General features: G+C 60.9%; 17 protein-coding genes. 16 read left to right on the forward strand and 1 reads right to left on the reverse strand.

Annotation, left to right across the window (positions count from 1 at the left end; genetic code table 11):
• Positions 1-64 precede the first annotated feature (64 nt).
• Positions 65-1,000: a tyrosine recombinase XerC gene (locus FHT76_RS14505; RefSeq protein WP_183863694.1), complete on the reverse strand. Its 936-nt coding sequence runs from the start codon at positions 998-1,000 to the stop codon at positions 65-67.
• Between the two features lie 141 nt (positions 1,001-1,141).
• On the opposite strand from FHT76_RS14505, the gene FHT76_RS14510 reads away from it, so the two are divergent.
• The 16 genes from FHT76_RS14510 (at position 1,142) to FHT76_RS14585 (ending at position 16,427) form a co-directional block, all read left to right on the forward strand.
• Positions 1,142-2,089, forward strand: a complete 948-nt coding sequence (locus tag FHT76_RS14510; RefSeq protein ID WP_183863693.1) for a GNAT family N-acetyltransferase — start codon at positions 1,142-1,144, stop codon at positions 2,087-2,089.
• 21 nt (positions 2,090-2,110) lie between these two features.
• Positions 2,111-3,247 carry an AAA family ATPase gene (locus tag FHT76_RS14515; RefSeq protein ID WP_183863692.1) on the forward strand — a complete coding sequence of 379 codons (1,137 nt, stop codon included), beginning with the start codon at positions 2,111-2,113 and terminating at the stop codon, positions 3,245-3,247.
• Positions 3,248-3,307: 60 nt separating this feature from the next.
• Positions 3,308-5,524, forward strand: a complete 2,217-nt coding sequence (locus FHT76_RS14520; protein WP_183863691.1) for a primosomal protein N' — start codon at positions 3,308-3,310, stop codon at positions 5,522-5,524.
• A 77-nt stretch (positions 5,525-5,601) separates the two neighbouring features.
• Entirely contained in the window at positions 5,602-5,991 is a 390-nt protein-coding gene (locus FHT76_RS14525) for a DUF4345 domain-containing protein (RefSeq protein WP_183755201.1), read from the forward strand.
• 260 nt (positions 5,992-6,251) lie between these two features.
• On the forward strand, positions 6,252-6,812 hold the full coding sequence (locus FHT76_RS14530) for a F0F1 ATP synthase subunit delta (RefSeq protein ID WP_183863690.1): 561 nt from the start codon (positions 6,252-6,254) through the stop codon (positions 6,810-6,812).
• Complete coding sequence (gene atpA, locus FHT76_RS14535) at positions 6,812-8,341, forward strand: F0F1 ATP synthase subunit alpha (protein WP_016556568.1); 1,530 nt, start codon at positions 6,812-6,814, stop codon at positions 8,339-8,341. Before FHT76_RS14530 ends, atpA begins: the two co-directional genes overlap by 1 nt.
• A gap of 25 nt (positions 8,342-8,366) precedes the next feature.
• Positions 8,367-9,251 (forward strand): F0F1 ATP synthase subunit gamma, encoded by an 885-nt coding sequence (locus FHT76_RS14540; protein ID WP_183863689.1) that lies wholly within the window; start codon positions 8,367-8,369, stop codon positions 9,249-9,251.
• A 23-nt stretch (positions 9,252-9,274) separates the two neighbouring features.
• On the forward strand, positions 9,275-10,723 hold the full coding sequence (gene atpD, locus FHT76_RS14545; protein ID WP_183863688.1) for a F0F1 ATP synthase subunit beta: 1,449 nt from the start codon (positions 9,275-9,277) through the stop codon (positions 10,721-10,723).
• Complete coding sequence (locus FHT76_RS14550) at positions 10,723-10,959, forward strand: hypothetical protein (RefSeq protein WP_016556565.1); 237 nt, start codon at positions 10,723-10,725, stop codon at positions 10,957-10,959. Before atpD ends, FHT76_RS14550 begins: the two co-directional genes overlap by 1 nt.
• Positions 10,959-11,366 (forward strand): F0F1 ATP synthase subunit epsilon, encoded by a 408-nt coding sequence (locus FHT76_RS14555; RefSeq protein ID WP_016556564.1) that lies wholly within the window; start codon positions 10,959-10,961, stop codon positions 11,364-11,366. The genes FHT76_RS14550 and FHT76_RS14555 overlap by 1 nt, the downstream gene beginning before the upstream one ends.
• Before the next feature lie 144 nt (positions 11,367-11,510).
• Positions 11,511-11,978: a redox-sensitive transcriptional activator SoxR gene (gene soxR / locus FHT76_RS14560; protein ID WP_016556563.1), complete on the forward strand. Its 468-nt coding sequence runs from the start codon at positions 11,511-11,513 to the stop codon at positions 11,976-11,978.
• Positions 11,979-12,042: 64 nt separating this feature from the next.
• Entirely contained in the window at positions 12,043-12,813 is a 771-nt protein-coding gene (locus FHT76_RS14565; protein ID WP_183863687.1) for an SDR family NAD(P)-dependent oxidoreductase, read from the forward strand.
• Between the two features lie 106 nt (positions 12,814-12,919).
• Entirely contained in the window at positions 12,920-13,261 is a 342-nt protein-coding gene (locus FHT76_RS14570; protein ID WP_183863686.1) for a helix-turn-helix transcriptional regulator, read from the forward strand.
• A 70-nt stretch (positions 13,262-13,331) separates the two neighbouring features.
• Positions 13,332-14,225, forward strand: a complete 894-nt coding sequence (locus FHT76_RS14575) for a LysR family transcriptional regulator (RefSeq protein WP_183755207.1) — start codon at positions 13,332-13,334, stop codon at positions 14,223-14,225.
• A gap of 169 nt (positions 14,226-14,394) precedes the next feature.
• The gene (locus tag FHT76_RS14580; protein WP_183755208.1) at positions 14,395-14,874 is read left to right on the forward strand and encodes a formate dehydrogenase subunit gamma; all 480 of its coding nucleotides are present in this window, start codon (positions 14,395-14,397) and stop codon (positions 14,872-14,874) included.
• Positions 14,871-16,427, forward strand: a complete 1,557-nt coding sequence (locus FHT76_RS14585; RefSeq protein ID WP_183863685.1) for an NADH-quinone oxidoreductase subunit NuoF — start codon at positions 14,871-14,873, stop codon at positions 16,425-16,427. The genes FHT76_RS14580 and FHT76_RS14585 overlap by 4 nt, the downstream gene beginning before the upstream one ends.
• Positions 16,428-16,431: the final 4 nt, after the last annotated feature.

The following is a 16,431-nucleotide window of genomic DNA, read 5'->3' on the forward strand; positions in this document are numbered from 1 at the left end:
CTATGATCGCCAAGCCTACGCCCAGCGTGCGGATATTCCTTTAAGAGAAGCCGTTAACAAAAGATTACGCCCGAGGATGGGCACGGTCGTAAACTTCAAGCAATCGTGAGGAATCCACACCTGTATAGACCTGGGTGGTGGAAAGGCTGGCGTGGCCGAGCAATTCCTGGATGGTTCTGAGGTCACCGCCGCCGGCCAACAGGTGGGTCGCAAAGGAATGGCGCAGCGCATGCGGTGTCGCCGTTTCGGGAAGGCCGAAGGCGCTGCGCATCTTCTGCATGGTGCGCTGAATGATCGCAGCCTGCAGCTTGCCGCCGCGCGCGCCACGGAAAAGGGGCTCGTTGCCTTCGAGGTGATAGGGGCAGAGCGCCCGGTATTTCTCGACGGCGTCGAAGACCAGGGTCAGCAGCGGCACAAGGCGGGTCTTGTTGCCCTTGCCGGTGATGCGCAGCGTGGCAGCACCGCGGTTGAAATCGCCGGGCGTCAGATCGAGGGCTTCAGAGATGCGCAGTCCGCAGCCATAGAGCAGAGCAAAGACGGCGGCGTCGCGGGCGGCGATCCAGGGCTCCTCGTGCAACTGCGCCTCGTCGCTGACGACGTTGATGGCTTGCCGGTCGGATAACGGCTTCGGCAGCGATTTGGGTTGTTTCGGCGAGCGGATTGCGCCAACGCCGGCGGCATTTACCAGCCCCTTCCTTTCCAGGTAACGCAGCAGTGAACGCAGCCCGGCCAGATTGCGGCCAAGCGAACGGGCACCGGAGCCTTCCTTGCGCCGTGCGGCCAGGAACGCACGGAAGTCGGCAGGCCTGAGTGCGTGGATATCTTTCAGCGTTGCGGGCCCGCCGAGGTGCCCAGTCAGAAAGGTCAGGAACTGACGCGTATCACGCTCGTAGGCATCGAGCGTGTGCTCTGAAAGGCGTCGTTCGCGCGCGAGGCTATCGAGCCAAGCCGAGCGCTCGGCCATCAGGCGTGGGTCGGCGATGATCAGGAGTTCGTTCACGTATTCGGCCTTGAATTTGCCAATCCTGCCGCCAATTCTGAGGGAGCGATAGTTATGGAATTCCTAATGCCGGCCAAGTGCTTGTCATGCTCCCATCATATCATTCCACGTAACCGGTTTCCCAACGACGCAGGATCTTGAATGCCACGGCGCCAACCCACGACCGCTTTTGGACAATTCGCGGAAGCGATCGCACTCGTCTCCCATGGCAAGCCGGGTCACATCGTCGACACGTTGATCGCCGAACGCGGGCAGCGGATCGTGAAGCATCCGCTTTGGCCGATCATGCGGCCGTTTCTCTATACGCTGCTCCGCTACAACCGGGCGGTCAGCTTTGCCAACGATGTTGCGAACATGCCGGGTTTGCAGTGCTTCGAGTATATGAGCAACCTGCTGAACCTCGACATCAATGTCAGGCATGGCGACCGCATTCCCGAGACCGGCGGCTTCATTCTCGTCAGCAATCATCCGACCGGCATTGCCGATGGTGTCGCCGTCTTCGACCTCCTGAAGCATAAGCGACCGGATGTGATGGTGTTTGCGAACCGTGACGCCGTGCGCGTCAATCCGCGTTTTGCCGAGGTCATTATCCCCGTCGAGTGGCGCGAGGAGTACAAAAGCAAGCTCAAGACCCGCGAAACGCTGCAGATCACCAACCGTGCGGTCAGGGAAGGCAAGGCAACAGTGCTCTTTCCCTCTGGCCGCATCGCCTACTGGGCGAACGGACGGCTGAATGAACGCCCGTGGAAAACCTCGGCGGTCGGCCTTGCCCGCAAGTACAATCTGCCGATCCTTCCCGTTCATATGACGGCTCGGAACTCCGGCCTGTTCTACTGGCTTGCGAAATGGTCGACCGAGCTCCGGGACATGACCGTCTTCCACGAGCTCCTCAACAAGCGCGGCGATCGCTTCGACTTCGTGGTCGGCAACCCGATCCCCGTGGAACACCTCGACGGCGACATCAACGAGGTAACCAAGGCGCTGGAAGACCACACCGTCCACGCGCTTGCCGCGGATGGCGGAGCACAATTCCTGCCGCTGGTCCCGCCCGCGGAACGGGAACTGGCCAGCGCCCATTCAATTCGCTGATTGGATAGGCTAAAGCGAGGCATGCTGCTCCGCTCGATGTTTGCACAGAATTACCGGTCCCTGCGATCGATCCGTATGGATCTTTCCGGGATTAACCTCTTCATCGGCGAGAACGGCGTCGGAAAATCCAACCTCTACCGCGCTCTCCAGCTCATCCAAGCGGCAACGCGAGGGCGCCTGGCGCATGAGATCGCCGCCGAGGGCGGGATGTTTTCGGCGCTGTGGTCGGGCCCGCGCCGGGATGCCGACGGACCCTTCCGGATTCGCCTGGAAGCCGAACTTGTCGACGAGGAACGAGCGATTACCTTCCGTTATCGCGTCGAGGCCGGGTTGCGGCCGCCGGCGGCTGCGGCGGGATTTCCCTTTGAGCCTCAGATCAAGGCTGAAGAGTTGTCGATCGAGACGGGAACGCGGCCGGTGACGATGATGAAGCGTGCCGGCCCGGCCATTTCGGTTCGTGGACCGAATGGGCGGATGCAGGATTATCCGGAGCAGGCGCTGACATCGGAAACCGCGATCGCGCTGCTCGGTGATGCCGGCCAGTATCCCGAGATCGGAACGTTCCGCCGTGCAATCGACGGCTGGCGTTTCTTTCACGGCTTCCGGACTGATCGCCTGTCACCACTGCGCTCCCCTTGTCTTGCTGTCACCGCGCCGCTGCTCGATGAGGATGGCAGCAACATTGCTGCCGTCTTCGCGACGCTGGCGCATACGCGGGAGGATACGGTCGATCTCGATCGTGCCGTGGCCGCGGCCCTTGGCGGTGCGCGGCTCGTTATGCCGCTGCCCGAGGAGACGGCGTCTTTCGGCCTTTCCTTTTCCGAGTTTCCAAATCGGGTGTTCAAGCCGCGCGAGCTGTCGGACGGACAGATCCGCTTTCTGGGACTTGCGGCCGCACTGATGTCCTATCGGCTGCCGCCGCTGATTGCGCTCAACGAACCAGAGGCAAGCCTCCATCCCGACATGCTGCCCCCTCTGGCGGACATGATCGCGGAGGCCGCCAGCAGCAGCCAGATCTGGATCGTTACGCATTCCGAAGCGCTGGCGGCCGCCGTGCGCGAAAAATGCGGTGCCCGTGCTCGCCACGTGGTGCGGCAGGACGGCGCAACGTGGATCGAGGGCATGCGGCTAACGGGCGTTATCGATGACGACGAGTAAACCGGTGGCACCAGTCTTACAGGTTTTCTTTTCGTGTCGATCCGGGCATGGTCACGCCCGATGAGCACAGATTCGTCAGATCTCTTTGGAGCGTTGTTTGAGGCGCCGCCGGCAAACCGTACGGTTCCGGTGCTCGTTCCCATGCCCGCGCCGAAGCCATATTCATATGCAGTGCCGGAAGGGATGGCGGTCGAGCCCGGCTCGGTCGTGCAGGTGCCGCTCGGTCCGAGGCAGGTGATCGGCGTCGTCTGGGACGGTGGCGAGGACGGTGTCGACCCGAAGAAGCTCAGGCCGATCAGTCATGTCTTCGATTGCCCGCCGCTGACCAAGGAGATGCGCGATTTCATCGACTGGGTGGCGAGTTACACACTTTCTCCACCTGGGCTCGTGGCGCGGATGGCGCTGCGTGCACCCAACGCCTTCGAGCCCGAGCCGATGGTGGAGGGATTGCGCTTCGCCGGCGGCGCGCCGGAACGGATGACGCCGGCGCGCGCCCGGGTGCTGGATATTGCCGGGGATGGCTTGTCCTGGACGCGAAGCGGGCTGGCCCACGCCGCCGGTGTGTCGACCAGCGTCGTTGATGGTTTGATCAGTCAGGGCATTTTCGAGACGGTGTTCCTGCCGCCCCCGCCAGTGGTCGCCAGACCGGATCCGGATTTTGTGGCCGCGCGGCTCGAAGGTCCCCAGAAGGAAGCGGCGAACGAGATCCTCTCCGAAGTTCGAAAGGGCGAGTTCGCAGTCTCGCTGATCGACGGAGTTACCGGTTCGGGCAAGACCGAAGTCTATTTCGAAGCGATCGCGGAAACGCTGAAGCGCGGCAAGCAGGTGTTGATTCTCCTTCCGGAGATTGCCTTGACGGCCAGCTTTCTGGAGCGGTTCCAGGATCGCTTCGGCGCCAAGCCGGCGGAATGGCATTCCGATCTGGCGCCACGCATGCGCGAAAAGGTCTGGCGTCAGGCAGTCACGGGCGAGGTTCGCGTCGTCGCCGGCGCGCGCTCGGCGCTGTTCCTGCCTTTCGAGGACCTTGGGCTGATCATCGTCGATGAAGAACACGATCCCGCTTACAAGCAGGAAGATCGTGTCTATTACAATGCGCGCGACATGGCGGTCGTGCGCGCCCGCATTGGCGATTTCCCGGTGGTTCTGGTTTCGGCCACGCCGTCGGTCGAGAGCCAGGTCAATGGGCAGAGCGGGCGTTACAGCACCATTCACATGCCGACCCGCTTCGGTGACGCGGCGCTGCCGGATCTGCATCTCATCGACATGCGCCGTCATGCGCCCGAGCGCGGCGGCTTCCTCTCGCCAGTGCTGATTCGAGCGATCGGCAAGACGGTTGAGAAGCAGCAACAGGCGCTTCTTTTCCTGAACCGGCGGGGCTACGCGCCGCTGACGCTTTGCCGCGTTTGTGGTCACCGCTTCCAATGCCCGCAATGCTCCAGCTGGCTCGTCGAGCATCGATTCAAGAGGCAGCTGCAATGCCATCAGTGCGGTCATGCCGAGCGGACGCCGGAAGCCTGTCCCGAATGTGGCACACTTGATCACCTCGTTGCCTGCGGGCCGGGCGTCGAGCGTATCGCCGAAGAGGTGGAACGTCATTTTCCCGAGGCACGGACGATCGTGCTCTCGTCCGACATGATGGGCGGCGTCAAACGGTTGCGTCTTGAGCTCGAAGCCATCGCCAAGGGCGAGGCCGATATCGTCATCGGGACGCAGCTTGTCGCCAAGGGTCACAATTTCCCGCTGATGACGCTGGTTGGCATCGTCGATGCCGACCTCGGCCTTGCCAACGGCGATCCACGCGCCGCCGAGCGGACCTTCCAGCTCCTGTCGCAGGTGACAGGCCGCGCCGGGCGTACCGGCCTGAAGAGCCACGGACTGTTACAGACCTACCAGCCGCAGCATCCGGTTATGCAAGCGATCGTCTCCGGCGATGCGAGCGCATTCTACGAACGCGAGATCGCCGAACGCGAGCGCGCCATTCTTCCCCCTTTCGGACGGTTGGCATCGATCATCGTCTCGGCGGAAGCGCGCCACGATGCGGAAAACCATGCCCGCGGGATCAGGAACGCGGCACCTCATGTCTCTGGCATCGCCGTCCTCGGCCCGGCGGAAGCGCCACTTGCCCTGGTGCGCGGCCGCTATCGCTTTCGGCTTCTCGTACACGGGCGGCGGAACTCCGACATGCAGGCGTTTCTGAGGACTATGCTTGCGCAGGCGCCGAAGGAGCGTGGGTCGGTGCATGTACAGCTCGACGTCGACCCTCAAAGCTTCCTGTAGATCGCTGCCTTGCGGGCTTTTGTCCGGCACGGCAATCATGCCATAAGGACGGCGAAGCAGGGGATTCGGGGTCGACTATGGATTTTTATTTTCCGACGGAGTTTGGCGAACAACTCGCCTTCGGAGCGGCCGCTTTCACGGCGCTTGTGGGCTTTGTCATCATGTTTGCGCCGGGATACGCGATGCGGCTGTTCGGCATCATGCCTCGCGAGGGTCGGCGTGACGGTTATGCGGAGCAACGCTCCGTCGGCGGCTTCTATCTCGGCTTCGGCCTCTCGGCCATCATGCTGGCGCAGAACTGGATCTACATGGCGCTCGGCGGCGCCTTCGCCATGGCGGCGTTTGCACGCATCATTTCGCTCCTTTCAGATAAGGGGAGCACAATTCTCAACTATTTACTCCTGGTTGTGCAAATCATTCTGGCGGCGCTTCCTCTCGCCTATGTTTTCGGTTTCTTTTCCGCTTGAGTTGAGCGGATATCGCTCGCGCTAAGCTCTTCCCTGCCGGGGCTCGAGCATTTTTGCGTTAGAAATCGATAGGAAAGCAGTATTCGGGCGTTACGCGTGTTGCGAGTCCGAACATCCTATGTTAGACGGACCCCGAATTTCGGAAGAAGCAAGAGGCTTTTCTTGCGATTTCTGGGGGAAATCATAACGAATTCAAGATTATAGGTCAGGCGCCCGCCGAGGACCGGATTCTTGGGTTGAAATCAGGGAAATTTGGGCCAGTGGCAGACACATCCCAGCTTACTTCTGGTGTTGCAGAGCGCTATGCCTCGTCGTTGTTCGAGCTTGCGCTCGAGCAGGGCGCCGTTGAGGTCGTCACCAAGGACCTCGATCGGTTCCAGGCGATGCTCGACGAGAGCGAAGACCTGAAGCGTTTCGTTTCGAGCCCTGTTTTCTCGGCCGACGATCAGCTCAAGGCAATCATTGCCATCAGTGAGAAGGCTGGCATCAGCGGCTTCTTCGCGAATTTCCTGAAGGTCGTGGCGCGTAACCGTCGCCTCTTTGCCCTCCCGGGCATGATCAAGGCCTTCCGCATCATTGCTGCAAACCAGCGTGGCGAAATCACTGCCGACGTTACTGCGGCGCATGCGCTCACTGCAGCGCAGGAAACTGAATTGAAGGCGGCGCTCAAGGGCGTCACCGGCAAAGACGTGGCGATCAACGTCACGGTTGATCCGTCAATTCTTGGTGGTCTGATCGTGAAGGTCGGGTCCCGTCAGATTGATACGTCTCTTCGTACAAAACTCTCTACCCTTAAGCTTGCATTGAAAGAGGTCGGCTGATGGATATCCGCGCTGCGGAAATTTCCGCAATTCTCAAAGACCAGATCAAAAACTTCGGTAAAGAGGCAGAAGTCTCGGAAGTCGGTCAGGTTCTCTCCGTCGGTGACGGTATCGCTCGCGTTTACGGTCTGGACAATGTTCAGGCAGGCGAAATGGTCGAATTCCCCGGTGGCATCCGTGGTATGGCGCTGAACCTGGAATCGGACAACGTCGGTGTTGTTATTTTCGGTTCGGACCGCGACATCAAGGAAGGCGACACCGTCAAGCGGACCGGCGCCATCGTTGACGTTCCGGTTGGTCCGGAGCTGCTCGGCCGCGTTGTCGACGCTCTCGGCAACCCGATCGACGGCAAGGGCCCGATCAACGCGACCCGCCGTGCGCGCGTCGACGTCAAGGCTCCTGGTATCATTCCGCGTAAGTCGGTTCATGAGCCGATGTCGACCGGCCTCAAGGCCATCGACGCGCTCATCCCGGTCGGTCGTGGCCAGCGCGAGCTCGTCATCGGTGACCGCCAGACCGGCAAGACCGCGATCATTCTCGACACGATTCTGAACCAGAAGGCCATTCACGACAACGGCCCGGACGGCGACAAGCTGTTCTGCGTCTACGTCGCTATCGGCCAGAAGCGTTCGACCGTTGCCCAGTTCGTCAAGGTTCTCGAAGAACGCGGCGCAATGAAGTACTCGATCGTCGTTGCTGCAACGGCTTCCGATCCGGCTCCGATGCAGTACCTGGCACCGTTCGCCGGCTGCACGATGGGCGAATTCTTCCGCGACAACGGTCAGCACGCGCTGATCGGCTACGACGACCTGTCCAAGCAGGCTGTTGCTTATCGCCAGATGTCGCTGCTGCTGCGCCGCCCGCCGGGCCGCGAAGCTTATCCTGGCGACGTTTTCTACCTTCACTCGCGTCTCCTCGAGCGCGCTGCAAAGCTCTCCGACGAGAAGGGTGCTGGCTCTCTGACGGCTCTGCCTGTCATCGAAACCCAGGGCAACGACGTTTCGGCGTTCATTCCGACCAACGTGATCTCGATCACCGACGGCCAGATCTTCCTCGAAACCGACCTGTTCTACCAGGGCATTCGTCCGGCCGTTAACGTCGGTCTGTCGGTTTCGCGCGTTGGTTCAGCCGCTCAGGTCAAGGCCATGAAGCAGGTCGCCGGCTCGATCAAGGGCGAACTCGCCCAGTATCGCGAAATGGCCGCCTTCGCCCAGTTCGGTTCGGACCTCGATGCTTCCACGCAGCGCCTGCTCAACCGCGGTGCACGCCTGACCGAACTCCTGAAGCAGCCGCAGTTCTCGCCGCTGAAGACGGAAGAGCAGGTTGCGGTCATCTTCGCAGGTGTCAACGGCTACCTCGACAAGATCCCGGTCAACCAGGTCGGCAAGTTCGAACAGGGCCTGCTGTCGTACCTTCGCTCGGAAGGCTCGGCTATCCTCGACACGATCCGCACGGACAAGGCAATCAGCGACGATACGAAGGGCAAGCTCACGGCTGCCGTCGATAGCTTCGCGAAGTCCTTCGCCTAATCGGACCCCAAAGGACGGATAACGGATGCCTTCACTTAAGGATCTGAAAAACCGGATCGCCTCCGTCAAGGCGACGCAGAAGATCACCAAGGCGATGAAAATGGTCGCCGCGGCGAAGCTTCGGCGTGCCCAGGAGGCGGCCGAGGCCGCCCGTCCGTACTCGCAGCGCATGGGTGCCGTTCTGGCAAACATCGCCGGTGCGATGACGGAAGCCGACGGTGCGCCTGCGCTGATGACCGGCACCGGCAAGGACCAGGTTCACTTGCTGGTCGTCTGCACTGCCGAGCGCGGTCTGTGCGGCGGCTTCAACTCGCAGATCTCGCGTTTCGCGCGCGATCACGCTCGCAAGCTCATTGCTGAAGGCAAGACCGTCAAGTTCTTCACCGTCGGCAAGAAGGGTTACGACGTTCTGCGCCGTGAATTCGCCTCGCTCATCGCCGAGCGCAAGGAATTGCGCGACGTGAAGAAGGTCTCCTTCGAGAATGCGGATCAGATCGGCAAGCGCGTCATCGAGATGTTCGAAGCCGGCGAGTTCGACGTCTGCACGTTGTTCTATTCCGAATTCAAGTCGGTCATTTCGCAGGTTCCGACGGCACAGCAGCTCATCCCGGCATCGGCCCCCACGGCAGTTGTCCAGGATGCGGAGCATGCCGGCGCAGTCTACGAATACGAGCCGGATCCGGCATCGATCCTCGAGGATCTGATTCCGCGCAACATCTCGGTCCAGATTTTCCGCGCGCTCCTTGAGAACGTCGCCGGTGAAATGGGTGCCAAGATGAGCGCCATGGACAATGCAACGCGCAACGCTGGTGAAATGATCAACAAGCTGACGCTTTCCTACAACCGTCAGCGCCAGGCTCAGATCACCAAGGAACTCATTGAAATCATTTCGGGCGCGGAAGCGCTCTGAGGTTAGGGAAAGAGGGTAAGAAGATGGCTAAGGCAGCTACCCCCAAGAAGGCCGCGGCAGGCTCCGCCGGCAAGGTTACGCAGGTTATCGGCGCCGTCGTGGACGTTGCTTTCGAAGGCGAACTGCCGGCGATCTTGAACGCGCTCGAAACCACGAACGGCGGCAACCGCCTCGTGCTCGAAGTGGCGCAGCATCTTGGTGAAAACGAAGTCCGTACGATCGCCATGGACTCGACCGAAGGTCTGGTTCGCGGTCAGTCGGTTTCCGACACCGGTGGCCCGATCACTGTTCCGGTTGGTCCGGAAACGCTCGGCCGCATCATGAACGTCATCGGCGAGCCGGTTGACGAAGCTGGTCCACTCGTTACATCAGGCAAGCGCGCCATCCACCAGGATGCGCCTGCCTACGTCGACCAGTCGACCGAAGCACAGATCCTCGTTACCGGCATCAAGGTCGTTGACCTTCTCGCTCCTTACGCAAAGGGCGGCAAGATCGGCCTGTTCGGCGGCGCGGGCGTTGGCAAGACCGTTCTCATCATGGAACTGATCAACAACGTCGCCAAGGCGCATGGTGGTTACTCGGTCTTCGCAGGCGTGGGTGAACGTACCCGCGAAGGCAACGACCTTTACCACGAAATGATCGAGTCGGGCGTCAACAAGCATGGCGGTGGCGAAGGCTCGAAGGCAGCCCTCGTTTATGGCCAGATGAACGAACCGCCGGGCGCTCGCGCTCGCGTCGCTCTGACCGGTCTGACGATCGCTGAAGACTTCCGCGACAAGGGCCAGGACGTTCTGTTCTTCGTCGACAACATCTTCCGCTTCACCCAGGCAGGTTCGGAAGTGTCGGCTCTGCTCGGCCGTATTCCTTCCGCCGTTGGTTACCAGCCGACGCTCGCCACCGACATGGGCCAGATGCAGGAACGCATCACGACCACGACGACGGGCTCGATCACCTCGGTTCAGGCCATTTACGTTCCGGCCGACGACTTGACCGACCCTGCTCCGGCAACGTCGTTCGCCCACCTTGATGCAACGACCGTTCTGTCGCGCTCGATCGCTGAAAAGGGTATCTACCCGGCCGTTGACCCGCTCGACTCCACGTCGCGCATGCTCGACCCGATCGTCGTCGGCGAAGAGCACTACGAAGTGGCTCGTAAGGTTCAGTCGACGCTGCAGCGCTACAAGGCCCTGCAGGACATCATCGCGATCCTGGGCATGGACGAACTGTCCGAAGAGGACAAGCTGGCCGTTGCCCGCGCCCGCAAGATCGAGCGCTTCCTGTCGCAGCCGTTCTTCGTCGCTGAAGTCTTCACCGGTTCGCCGGGCAAGCTCGTAGCGCTCGAAGACACGATCAAGGGCTTCAAGGGCCTGGTCAACGGCGAATACGACCACCTGCCGGAAGCTGCCTTCTACATGGTCGGCTCGATGGAAGAAGCTATCGAGAAGGCCAAGAAGCTGTCCGCAGCTGCCTGATGAGCGACGCTCTCAACGAGATCTTCTGCTGCGACGCCCTTCGGGAGGTCGCAGCAGAGCTTCCCGCCCCTGCTGCCCCGACGATCTACAGATCGGACGACGGCAAGATGATGATGGTGGTGGGATTGATCCAGACCGAAGAGGGTCTTGGGTATCTTGATCAAGCGATAGTGCACTGCCCGTTCTGCGGGACCAATTTGCAAGATACAGAAGCTGCCGAGAAGGTAAGTCACTGATGGCTGACAATTTCAATTTTGAACTCGTATCTCCCGAGCGTCTGCTCCTTTCGGAGATGGTGACCGAAGTTGTCATTCCGGCAACCGACGGCGAGATGACCGTTATGGCGAACCACGCCCCGACGATGACGACGATCAAGCCAGGCATCGTCAGCGTTCGTTCGGCCAACGGCTCGAAGCAGGACTACGTTGTTTTCGGCGGTTTCGCCGACATTCTGCCGACAGGCTGCACGCTGCTGGCAGAGTCTGCCGTCATTGTTCAGGATCTCTCCAAGGACGAACTGACGCTGCGCATTGAGGCGGCACAAAGAGAAATCGCAGATGCCGTTCATCACGAGCACAAGTCGCGCCTCGAACACTACATCATGGAACTGACGCACCTTCGGGGTGTGATCGACCAAGACTAACCCGTGCCCGTCACGGTGTCATGAGGCGGCCTTTTAGGGCCGCCTTTTTGTTTTCCGGGACCCCTTGGCTCCCGGTGTTCCGATGGCCTTTCGGTCACGCGAACGTTCGGCTACAACACCTCAAGTTACATTGAGGTCGATGTCATGGAAGAGGGCTCCCCCAATCCGTTCCGAAAGCTGCTGACGGTTGGCGAGGTCGCGGAGCGCAGCGGTCTTGCCGTCTCTGCGCTGCATTTCTACGAAGCGAAGGGTCTCATCTCCAGTATTCGTTCGCGTGGCAACCAGCGCCGCTTCGGCCGTGATGTGCTTCGTCGCCTCGGGATCATCAAGGTCGCGCAGCGCGTAGGCATCCCCCTGGCGGAGATTCAGGCGGCTTTCGAAACATTGCCTCAGGGCCGCACGCCGACCGCTGGCGATTGGCAGCGCCTGTCCCTCCTATGGAAGCAAGACCTCGATGTTCGCATTGATCGGCTCGTCGCCCTGCGCGATCGGTTGACGGATTGCATCGGCTGTGGTTGCCTCTCGGTTGAAAGCTGCCCACTGCGCAATCCGTATGACCGGCTGGCTAAAGATGGGCCGGGTCCGCGTCTGCTGGAAACCAACGACGTCTAAGTGACGTTCCCCTTGCGTATTAACACACTATGGAAGCCGTAGACGGCGCGTCCCGGAGGAATGAATGTTTCACCCCAAGCTGTTCGAAAGCCGCAATGTGGTGGTCACCGGCGGCGGCAGGGGCATTGGCCTCGAAGTCGCGCGGCAATTTCTCGATTGCGGCGCCCGCGTGCTGGTGCACCTCGGGCGAAGCGCCGAGCGTGATTTGCCGGACTTCTTGCTGACGGCGGAGGAGGACCGCCGGGCGTTTCTTGTTACAGCCGATTTTTCGACACCGGGTGGCACGACAGGATTCGCTGAAAAGGTGCGCGCCACGTTCGATCGCGTCCACGCATTGATCAACAATGCCGGCACCATGGTCGGACGCTTTCCCGCCGATGCGTTGACCGACGAGCAATACGAGACGATCGTCCGGTTGAACCAGACCTCGGTGGTTGAGGTAACGCGAGCTCTTTTGCCGGCGCTACGTGCATCGCAGCAGGCGGCGATTGTCAACACGGTCTCGATTTCGGCGCTGACGGGCGGCAGCCCCGGTTCCGCGATCTACTCGGCGTCGAAGGCATTTGTAGCAACCTATTCGAAGGCGCTAGCAAGGGAGCTCGCGCCGGACGGCATCCGCGTCAACTGCGTTTCACCGGGAACGATCGAAACCGACTTCCACCAACGGTATTCGTCGGCAGAAAAGCTTGAGCAGACCCGCAAGACCATTCCGCTGCAGCGATTGGGCACCTCGGAAGATTGCGCACCCGCCTATCTCTTCCTTTCGGCGCCTTCGCTTTCCGGTTACATCACGGGTCAAGTGCTTGAGATCAATGGTGGCCAGCTGATCTGCTGAGCTGGCGGGACTTTTTTTGGCATTTTGACAGATCCAAACAGCTGGTTGCTGCGAATATGTTATTGTCACGCTTCATACATATTGTTTATGCAACCAGAGATAAAGAATGCATTTGCCTACACCGGGATCGGGCATGGCCGATCGGGATCTGCAGAAGCTCTCTGCTAGAGCGCGGGAAGCGAGCGACTTTCTCAAGGCACTTTCCCATCATACGCGGCTGATCATTCTCTGCCTTCTGACGGAGGGAGAGAAGACTGTGGGCGAGCTCGAGGAGAGCCTTGGCATTCAGCAAGCAATGGTGTCGCAGCAGCTGGCGCGCTTGCGTTTGGATGGTCTCGTCTCCAGCCGCCGGGACGGACGTCTCATCTATTACAGTGTTGCCCATCCCGATACGACGGGGCTGCTACGTTTCCTGTTGGCGATGTTTCCGGGGAAGCAGGACAACTGACAACCGGCCTTGCGGACCGGTCCGCTGGACGTGAAGATGACGGTGTGCCGCAGTTCGGCGCGGAGGCCGGATGATCGACAAGCTGGAATTCTTTATCGCGCTCGCCAACGAGAAACATTTCGGCCGCGCAGCCGAGGAATGCGGTATTTCGCAGCCGACGTTGTCCGCCGCCATTCGTCAGCTCGAGGATCAGCTCGGCGTGATGCTGGTGCAACGCGGCTCGCGCTTCCAGGGGCTGACGCCTGAGGGCCAACGCGTGCTCGAATGGGCGCGGCGCATTGTCGGCGATGCCCGCACGATGCGCGAGGAGATGCGGGCGGCGCGCAAGGGGCTTTCAGGCCATATCAAGATCGCCGTCATCCCGACAGCGCTGGCGATGCTGCCGCGCATTACGACGCCATTTCAGGAGCGGCACCCCGATGTGACGTTTTCCATCGTCTCCCGCAATTCCCTGCAGGTGCTCAGCATGCTGGAAAATCTCGAGATTGATGCGGGGATCACCTATCTGGAGAATGAGCCCCTTGGGCGGGTGACGAGCGTGCCGCTCTATGCCGAGCAGTACAACCTGATTACCGCCGCCGGCAGCCCTTTGTCCGATCGCGATAGCGTTACCTGGAAGGAAGTGGGTAGTCTTCGGCTTTGCCTATTGACGGCGGACATGCAGAACCGCCGTATCATCAATCATCACCTGGCTGAAGCCGGTGTTACGGCACATCCGACGCTCGAGTCAAACTCGATGATCGTGCTCTTTTCCCATGTTCGTACTGGGCGCTGGGCGAGCATCATGCCGCGCAATGTCGCGAAATCCTTTGGCTTTCCGGCAGAAATACGGATGATTCCAATCACCGAGCCGCGAGCGCATCACCTTGTCGGCCTGGTTGCGACGCATCGTGAGCCGTTCACGCCGTTGGTCTCGGCTCTGTTGCATGAGGCCCGAATTCTCGCCGAAGAACCGGAATTCTGATAGGAATCTCCTATCGTTTGACGGAACAGCATTATTGATCGCTTCGTCCATCCCTGAGAAAGTTCTATAATGAACAGACGTGAGCGGTTCTGTCGGCCATAGGGTTCTGAGGAAAGCCCGCCTGCCCAGCGTCGCCACGTGCAATTTGCAGGCCGTGGGAGGGCTGCTGATGAACATCCACGTCGCCAAGGGCGATATCGCAACGCGCACGATCGCGATCATCGATCAACTCAAGCATCTCGAAGGGCCGTTGCTGCCGATCCTGCACGAGATTCAGGATGAGTTCGGCTATGTCCCGCAAGAGGCGCTGCCCGTTATCGCGAACGAGCTGAACCTTTCGCGCGCCGAGGTGCATGGTGTCGTCAGCTTCTATCATGATTATCGCGATCATCCCGCCGGCCGGCATGTGCTGAAGCTCTGTCGTGCAGAAGCCTGCCAATCGATGGGTGGCGACGCGCTGGCCGAGCGCGTGAAGGTTCTGCTTGGCGTCGACTGGCACGGCACGACGCCTGACGGAGCGATCACCCTCGAGCCCGTCTTCTGTCTTGGGCTCTGTTCGTGCTCGCCGTCCGCGATGATGGACGGCGAGGTACATGGCCGAGTAGACGCCGCCGATCTCGAGGCGCTGATTTCGGAGGCACGTCGATGACCGTCCGGATCTATGTTCCCTGTGATGCGGCGGCCCTGGCGCTGGGTGCAGAACGCGTCGCTAAAGCGATCGCCGAGCAGATTGCCGCTCGTGGCCTCGATGCCAAGATCGTGCGCAATGGCTCGCGCGGCATGCACTGGTTGGAGCCGCTGGTCGAGGTCGAAGTCTCCGGAAAGCGCATCGGTTACGGTCCCGTCAAGGTGAAGGATGTCGTTTCGCTGTTCGATGCGGGCTTGGCCACGGGCGAGGGTCATCCCCTCTGTCTTGGCGAAGTGGCCGAACTGCCGTTCCTCAAGCGCCAGACACGCCTGACCTTTGCCCGCTGCGGCATCACTGATCCGCTCTCGCTTGATGACTACGAGGCTCACGGTGGCCTCGCCGGCCTGCGTCGCGCGGTTTCGATGCTGCCGACTGATGTCGTCAAGGAAGTTACCGATTCCGGCCTGCGTGGCCGCGGTGGCGCGGGCTTCCCGACTGGTATCAAGTGGAAGACGGTGCTCGACGCGCCTGGCGAGCGCAAATACATCGTCTGCAATGCGGACGAAGGCGACAGCGGCACCTTCGCCGACCGGATGATCATGGAAGGCGATCCCTTCGTGCTGATCGAAGGCATGGCGATTGCCGGCCTTGCGACGGGCGCCACCAAGGGCTTCATCTACACGCGGTCGGAATATCCGCATGCGATCGCGGCGATGAGCCGGGCAATCGATATCGCGCGCAGTGCCGGCATCCTCGGTACGTCGGTTTTGGGCTCGGGCAAGACCTTCGATATGGAAGTCCGCACCGGCGCGGGCGCTTATGTCTGTGGCGAGGAGACGGCGCTCCTGAACAGCCTTGAAGGCAAGCGCGGCATCGTGCGCGCCAAGCCGCCGCTACCGGCCCACAAGGGCCTCTTCGACTGTCCAACCGTCATCAACAATGTCATTTCTCTCGCTTCCGTGCCCGTGATCATGGACAAGGGAGCAGCCTACTACCGCGACTTCGGCCTTGGCCGCTCACGCGGCACCATTCCGATCCAGATCGCCGGCAATGTGAAACATAGTGGTCTGTTCGAGACCGCATTCGGCATTTCGCTCGGCGAGCTGATCGATGACATTGCTGGCGGAACCGCATCCGGGCGGCCGGTGAAGGCAGTTCAGGTCGGCGGTCCGCTTGGCGCGTACTTCCCGCGCGCCCTGTTCGATACGCCATTTGACTACGAGTCTTTCGCGGCGAAGGATGGGTTGATCGGCCACGCCGGGATCGTCGTCTTCGACGAAAGTGCCGACATGCTGAAGCAGGCCCGCTTCGCGATGGAATTCTGCGCCGTCGAAAGCTGCGGCAAGTGCACGCCTTGCCGCATCGGCTCGACGCGTGGCGTCGAAACGGCGGACAAGATTGCCCGCGGCATCGAACCGGAAAAGAATCGCGAGCTGCTTGCCGATCTCTGCAACACCATGAAATTCGGGTCGCTCTGCGCGCTCGGGGGCTTCACGCCTTATCCGGTCATGAGCGCGATGACGCACTTCCCCGAAGATTTCGTTCCCACACCTCTCATCGAAGCGGCGGAGTAAGACC

This window comes from Rhizobium sp. BK176 (assembly GCF_024808055.1).